General features: G+C 43.3%; 7 protein-coding genes. 6 read left to right on the forward strand and 1 reads right to left on the reverse strand.

What is annotated here, in order from left to right:
* The first annotated feature begins 11 nt into the window (after positions 1-11).
* Positions 12-857 (forward strand): DUF2225 domain-containing protein, encoded by an 846-nt coding sequence (locus G589_RS0116710; protein WP_026522927.1) that lies wholly within the window; start codon positions 12-14, stop codon positions 855-857.
* Positions 858-923: 66 nt separating this feature from the next.
* Here G589_RS0116710 and G589_RS20445 read toward each other — a convergent pair whose 3' ends face one another.
* Positions 924-1,262 (reverse strand): hypothetical protein, encoded by a 339-nt coding sequence (locus G589_RS20445; protein ID WP_051192513.1) that lies wholly within the window; start codon positions 1,260-1,262, stop codon positions 924-926.
* Positions 1,263-1,440: 178 nt separating this feature from the next.
* On the opposite strand from G589_RS20445, the gene G589_RS0116720 reads away from it, so the two are divergent.
* From G589_RS0116720 to G589_RS20450, 5 genes are all read left to right on the forward strand, one after another.
* Positions 1,441-2,040 carry a TetR/AcrR family transcriptional regulator gene (locus tag G589_RS0116720; RefSeq protein WP_026522928.1) on the forward strand — a complete coding sequence of 200 codons (600 nt, stop codon included), beginning with the start codon at positions 1,441-1,443 and terminating at the stop codon, positions 2,038-2,040.
* Between the two features lie 16 nt (positions 2,041-2,056).
* A complete protein-coding gene (locus tag G589_RS0116725) occupies positions 2,057-2,998 on the forward strand; it encodes a carbohydrate kinase family protein (RefSeq protein ID WP_026522929.1) in 942 nt (313 codons plus the stop codon).
* 130 nt (positions 2,999-3,128) lie between these two features.
* Entirely contained in the window at positions 3,129-4,652 is a 1,524-nt protein-coding gene (gene malQ / locus G589_RS0116730) for a 4-alpha-glucanotransferase (protein ID WP_035776476.1), read from the forward strand.
* 22 nt (positions 4,653-4,674) lie between these two features.
* A complete protein-coding gene (locus G589_RS0116735; RefSeq protein WP_022769572.1) occupies positions 4,675-5,706 on the forward strand; it encodes a LacI family DNA-binding transcriptional regulator in 1,032 nt (343 codons plus the stop codon).
* Positions 5,706-5,912 (forward strand): hypothetical protein, encoded by a 207-nt coding sequence (locus G589_RS20450; RefSeq protein ID WP_035776478.1) that lies wholly within the window; start codon positions 5,706-5,708, stop codon positions 5,910-5,912. Before G589_RS0116735 ends, G589_RS20450 begins: the two co-directional genes overlap by 1 nt.
* Positions 5,913-6,781: the final 869 nt, after the last annotated feature.

Genomic DNA, 6,781 nt, shown 5'->3' on the forward strand with positions numbered 1-6,781 from the left:
GAGGTGTAGGTATGGGCATATTTTCCGGATTTGAAAAACTTGGGCTTGGCAATATCGAAGGAGAAGCGCTTTTTGAAGACCCCAGAAAGAAAGAGGTGGTAGTCAAAAAGGAAGAACCCAAGAAAAAACTTCAGCTGGTGAACGAAGAGGATTACCTCTTTGATAAAAAATATAAATGCCCGGTCTGTGATTCTGATTTTGAAGCAAGGACTGTCAGAACAGGTAAGGTCAAGATGAAAAACGTGGATATTGACCTACGCCCTGATTATGATGAAGTTGATCAGAACAAGTACGACGTAATTGCTTGTCCGGCTTGCGGATATGCTGCTCTTAGCAGATACTTCCCCAATCTTAACAAGTACCAGATCGATGACATTAGAGTTAAGATCTGTATGAACTACAAGCATGAACCCTGCAAGGATCCTGTCTACACCTATGAGTATGCCAAGAGGCTCTACCAGCTATGCCTGGCAAACGCTGTGGTCAAGAAGGCCAAGAACAGCGAAAAGGCATATATCTGTCTGAAATCAGCCTGGGTTATCAGAGGAGAGACCCAGAGACTTGACCCTAACGATGACGATTACGAGACCAGGAAGGCAGAGAATGATGCTCAGGAAAAAGAGCTTTTGGTAAATGCCCTTAACGGTTTTGCAATGGCCAGACAGACAGAGGAATTCCCCATTGCAGGAATGGATGCCACAACACTTGACTATTTGATGGCTGCCCTGGCTGTTGAGACTGGCCAGAGGGATATGGCATCCAAGATGATAGGCGAGATTCTCACATCAAGGGTTGCCAACAGCAGGATTAAGGACAAGGCAAGAGTCCTCAAGGAAATGCTGATGGAAAAAGAATAAATATAAGCAAAATAAAAATCCCTTACAGATCACTCTGTAAGGGATTTATTCATGTTCAAGATTAAATTATTTGTCCTCGTCGTCGAAGAATTCTTCTGACTCTTCGGGATCCTCTTTAGCCTCAGCCTCAGCTTCTTTCTCTTTCTCGGGCTCTGCAGGAGCCTCTTCAGAATCGGAATCTGATGCGGACTTTGTGATATCTACATATTTGCGTGAACCGAACTTCGAGTCTGAGCTTGTATCCTCGTCATCATCAAAGTCGTCGAAATCGTCGAAATCATCGTCGTCAAAACTGTCTGCGATTTCCTCTTCTCTCTTGCTGAGATAGTAATATGCTCCGGCTGCAGCAGCGCCAGCAGCGGCACAGAATAAAACGAACTTACCGAATGCGTTGTTCTTGGACATTTTTTAGCTCCCCTCCTATTTCAAACGGTTATCTAAATTTTAATACAATTTGATTTTAATTAAAAGACCTGAGTATTAAAATTTGATAAATAACGAAAAATCGTTTGATGTGGTTTTTCATAAATGGTAAACTAGTTTTAGACTGATCTAGTCAATTCGCTCGGAATGAGGATATTCCATGAACGACAGGTTTTGGGAGTTAAAAAAAGAAAAGCAGGACAGAATGATAAATTCAGCTCTAAAGGTCTTTTCCCAGTATGGCTACAAACACGCCAGCACGGATGAGATCGTAAAAGGAGCGGGGATCAGCAAGGGGCTTTTATTCCACTACTTTGAGAGTAAGATAGGACTCTATGCCTTTTTGTATGACTATGCAACGAGGTTTGTGACACTGGAGCTTACAGCCAATGTGGAAAAGAGTGAGAACAGATATTTCGAGCTCTACAAACAGATCCTGTCTGCCAAGGCAAATTCAATGTCGCAGTATCCTTTCATATTTCTTTTCCTGAACAAAGCAGATGAAGAAACTGATATTGAAGCTGTTTCGGTCATTAGTGAGAGGCGCGAGAAATATCAGAGGATAATGAACGCCCTGAGGGAGAGGGCGGATATTACTACCTTTATACCGGGGATCGATTTCGAAAAAGTTGGGGTGATACTTGATTACACAATAGACGGGCTTATACAGAAATCCGTACTATCAGAGAACTTCAGGGCTGATTTCTTTTTGGAGGAGGCCACAGAATATGTTGATATGATGCAGACTATGACATCATAAGGACAAGGAGGGTTATATGAGCAAGTTCTTAGTAGCAGGTGTTACACAGATTGAGACCATCGTAAGAGTTGATAAGATTCCTGTGAGCTATGCTCCTCTTACCAGTGCGACTGACTCCATTTTTACAGCCATGGGCGGAGATGCGTACAACGAATCTCTGGCGCTGAAGTGGCTTGGAGACGATGTTTGTTTCATGTCCATCGTGGGACGAAATCAGGACCTTAGTCTGATAAATCCGCATGATCGCAAGATCACTCTTTCAACCCAGTACATAATTCCTCAGATGAAGGCTACGCCTACTGAGGTTGTTCTCTATGATAAGGACAGAAAACAGCAGATCTTTGAGGATATCAAGGACCTTAGAGACAATGTTTATGATATGTCCATGGTGCCACCTATTGCAGAGGAATGCGATATGATGGTGCTGGCCAATGCCAATTTCTGCAGACCGTTTGCCAAGGTGGCTTCAGAGCATAATAAGCCGGTGGCGGTTAATATTAGGAACTATAATCCTGAGAAGGAGAAGTACAACACTGACTTCCTTAAACCCGCAAAGGTTCTGTACTTTAGTGATGATACGCTGACCGAGGATCCGTACGAGTTCATCGAACGTATTTCCGGGACCTACGGAACAGAGATCATCATTCTCGGACAGGGCAGTGAGGGACTTATTCTCTTTGATAAGACAAAAGACCTAAGGGTTCACTACAACACAGTTAAGACTAATGAGGTTGTAAATACCATAGGTGCAGGAAATGCGCTGTTTGCATGCTTCCTTCACTACTATATGGAGACAGGAGATAGTGTAAATGCCATCAAGAATGCACTTCTTTTTGCTTCCTACAAGATCGGATACATGGGAACTTCCAACGGATTCATGACACCGGATCAGCTCGATCAGTGGAGGAACCTCATTTGGGGCATCAAGAAAAGTGCTTTTGAGGAGAATCAGAATTAATAGAAATTTTCTTGATTAAGTTTTAAAAAATGTGGTAAAGTAGAGCTATGGAAACGTTACCGGTAACGGTAATATTTCCGTAGCTCATTTAAACTGATTATAGGTTTTACGCAAAAAGGAGAGGGTAGATATGGCAAAGGCAAACAGTAAATCAGGCAGAAAATGCGGAGTATTACTTCCAATTTTCTCGCTGTCTTCCGAGTACGGAATCGGAACTTTTTCTAAGGAGGCTTATGAATTTGTGGATTTCCTTAAGGAGGCAGGACAGAGCTACTGGCAGATCCTTCCTTTAGGTCCCACAAGCTATGGCGATTCGCCGTATCAGTCTTTTTCAACATTTGCGGGAAATCCTTATTTTATCGATATAACTACACTTATTGAGCAAGGTCTTTTGACAAAAAAAGATGCTGATAAGTGCGACTTCGGTGGATCTGAGGAGTACATCGACTACGAGAAGATGTACAAATCAAGATTCGTGCTGCTTAAGAAGGCCTACGAGAACATGGGTAAGGCTAAGAATGCAGACAAGCTCAAAAAAGATTTTGAGGCCTTTAAGAAAAAACGCGACAATGACTGGCTCGCTGACTATTCTCTTTTCATGGCTCTCAAGAATGACTATGACGGAAGAGCATGGAATACCTGGGAGGAAAATATCCGCCTCAGAAAGCCTGCAGCAATGAAACAGGCCAAGGAGAAGTATGCAAAGGAGATTGATTTCTACTGCTTCCTTCAGTTCCTGTTTTCTGAGCAGTGGCTGGCTCTTAAGAAATATGCAAATGACAACGGAATTGAGATCATCGGAGATATTCCGATCTACGTTGCTTTTGACAGTGCTGATACTTGGGCTAATCCGGAGCTTTTCCAGCTGGATAAAAAGAATACTCCCATTGATGTTGCCGGTTGTCCCCCCGATGCCTTTTCTGCTACAGGCCAGCTCTGGGGAAATCCTCTTTATAAGTGGGATTACCATGAGAAGACAGGCTACAAGTGGTGGATGAAGAGAATTGCTCACTGCTACAAGCTTTACGATGTTGTAAGAATCGACCACTTCCGCGGATTTGATGAGTATTATGCAATTCCTTACGGCGATCCGACAGCTGAGTTTGGTGAGTGGAGAAAGGGCCCCGGCTACAAGCTCTTTGAAACCATGAAGAAAGAGCTCGGAGATAAGAAGGTAATTGCTGAGGATCTTGGATTCCTCACACCTTCTGTTATTAAGCTTGTTAAGAAGACAGGCTATCCCGGAATGAAGATTCTGCAGTTTGCTTTTGATTCAAGGGAAGAGAGCGATTATCTTCCTCACAACTATACCAATAACTGCATCGTTTATACCGGAACTCACGACAATGACACAACCAGAAGCTGGTTTGACAAGCTTCCGAGAGATGATAAGAAATTTGCCAAGGAATATCTTGGAATAAAGACAGGTAAGGACGCTGTCTGGGCTACAATAAGAGCAAGCTTTGCAAGTGTGTCGGATACTGTTATAATTCCTATGCAGGATTATCTTGAACTTCCTGGTTATGCAAGGATCAATACTCCTTCAACCCTTGGCGGAAACTGGGTTTGGAGAATGAAGAAGGATGCGCTCTCACCTGAGCTTTGCGCCAAGATGCATGACTTTGCAAGGATTTACAGAAGACTTTCCAAATAAAAAATTGGCAGGTTAATGCTTAATGTCAGAAATTACAATTGTAGAAATAGCCAGAAGATGCGGTGTTGGTGTCAGCACCGTATCAAGAGCTATAAATAATCATTCGGATATCAATCCCGAAACCAAAAAGAGAATAATGGAGGTTATCAGGGAAACCGGATACATCCCCAACAACAGCGCCAGGAACCTTAAGAGAACGGATGCCAAGTGTATCGCAGTTCTTGTAAGGGGAATCACCAATCCTTTCTTTGCGCCTATGATTGAGGTGGTTGAGAAGGAAGTTGAGGAGAGAAAGTATGCTCTGGTAATGAGACACGTTGAGTCCCACGAGGATGAGGTTGACGTAGCTCTCGAGCTTGAGAAAGAAAAGCGCCTTCGCGGAATCATCTTTATGGGCGGAGCAGCCAAGCATTCTGCAGAGAAGATCAAGCAGCTCAGTGTCCCTGTTGTGTTTGCAACCATCGGCTCCGATATCGCAGATGATCTCAGCAGAAACGAGTATTCAACAGTCTCTGTTGATGATGAGAAAGAGAGCTTTAAGGTCGTTGAATATCTCATCGGTCTCGGACACAAGAAGATTGCTATCCTGACTGAGGGAAGTGATACACCTTCAATCGTTAAGCTGCGTCTTAAGGGATATCTCGGCGCTCTTGAAAAGCACGGGATTAAGCCCGATGAGAAGCTTATCAGATACGTTGACCGAAGAATTTATACATTCAGTAACGGATACGATACTACCAAGGCACTTATTGAATCGGGAGAGAAGTTTACTGCACTGTACTGTATTTCAGATGTGCTGGCAGTCGGAGCTCTCAGAGCCCTGGCAGATTCAGGAATCAAGGTTCCCGAGGATGTAAGCGTTGTCGGATATGACGGACAGGAGATTGCAGAGTACTGCGTACCGAGACTTACCACACTCAGGCAGCCCATGGTAGATATTTCCAAGGAAGCAATGAAGCTTTTGTTCAGCATCATCGACAAGGAATCCGGACACAAGCACATCGTGTTCCCGGGTGAGCTGATAATAGGTGAATCAACAAGGAAGATAAAGTGATGGATAAACTTGAATACGAAGGATATATCGGAACCGTTAATTATGATAAGAAGTGTGACTATTATACCGGAGAGGTGAAGATAGACGATCGTATATACACCTATGAGGGTGATACTCTGGAGGAGCTTCAGGAGGACTTCGAGGATATCATTGATTCCATTATCGCATTTGATGAGATGGATGATATAGATGAGGAAGAGGAATAATCGCAAGAGGTTAGGAAAACTTGTGATGAATTGAATAGCAGCTGCCTTCCTCTGCAAAGGGGATTGTAGCATAAAACGCCGGGCCGTCAAGGACAAGCTAAAGTGCGCTAAAAAGCAGCGCATCCCTGACCGCCCGGCGTTTTATGCATTTAGGTCACTAAGGGGGAAGGCAGGAAGGAGAAGGCAAAGTGGATTGGCTTTACCGAGCGCAGAGGCAGGAGCTAAGGCATCGCATTTAGAATGTGTTCCGACCTGAGTAATTCTTGTGCAAATTTAGCTCAGCGTGGAGGTGTCCGGCGAGGTGTAGGCAGGGGAGAGCGTGGATTACAGGAGATGTTACTGTCCTGGCGGAAAAATTGAAATTATACCGTAATGAAAAATGGGGTGATCAGTAAACATTACTGTCCTGGAAGAAAAATTGAAAATATACCGTAATGAAAATCAGGCTGATCAATGAAGTACTACTGTCCCAGAGCAAAAACTTCAAAAATACCGTAATGAAAAACAGGTTGTTGCGAGAAGTCTTACTGTCCTGGTGAAAAAATTGAAATTATACCGTAATGAAAAATGTAAAATGGACCCCAGAAAGTGGACACGTCATTAAAACTATTTAGGCAGTATTTTTGCAGCAGATTCAAGACGTGGACACGAAATGGGCAGTAAAAAAATATACTTTCCAGGAAATATCTATTACATTTCCGATATGTGGACACAGATTAGGCTGTCTTTGCTGGTATAATGAGCAAAGGGGGGAATCTGTATGAATCCAAAAAGAAAACCAAGCTACACAAGCGAGCAAATCGAAGTGATTGCTCAGAATCCGTATACACATTCTATCACTCCACATAGGATGACGTTTACTCTCGAAT

The organism is Butyrivibrio sp. VCB2001, from assembly GCF_000423965.1.
In the GTDB taxonomy this organism is placed as follows: Bacteria; Bacillota; Clostridia; order Lachnospirales; family Lachnospiraceae; genus Butyrivibrio.

Coding starts and splice junctions, on each gene's coding strand:
- G589_RS0116720 (WP_026522928.1), top strand. CDS start 1,441: ATGAACGACAGGTTTTGGGAGTTAAAAAAAGAAAAGCAGGACAGAATG.
- malQ (WP_035776476.1), top strand. CDS start 3,129: ATGGCAAAGGCAAACAGTAAATCAGGCAGAAAATGCGGAGTATTACTT.
- G589_RS20445 (WP_051192513.1), bottom strand. CDS start 1,262: ATGTCCAAGAACAACGCATTCGGTAAGTTCGTTTTATTCTGTGCCGCT.
- G589_RS20450 (WP_035776478.1), top strand. CDS start 5,706: ATGGATAAACTTGAATACGAAGGATATATCGGAACCGTTAATTATGAT.
- G589_RS0116725 (WP_026522929.1), top strand. CDS start 2,057: ATGAGCAAGTTCTTAGTAGCAGGTGTTACACAGATTGAGACCATCGTA.
- G589_RS0116735 (WP_022769572.1), top strand. CDS start 4,675: ATGTCAGAAATTACAATTGTAGAAATAGCCAGAAGATGCGGTGTTGGT.
- G589_RS0116710 (WP_026522927.1), top strand. CDS start 12: ATGGGCATATTTTCCGGATTTGAAAAACTTGGGCTTGGCAATATCGAA.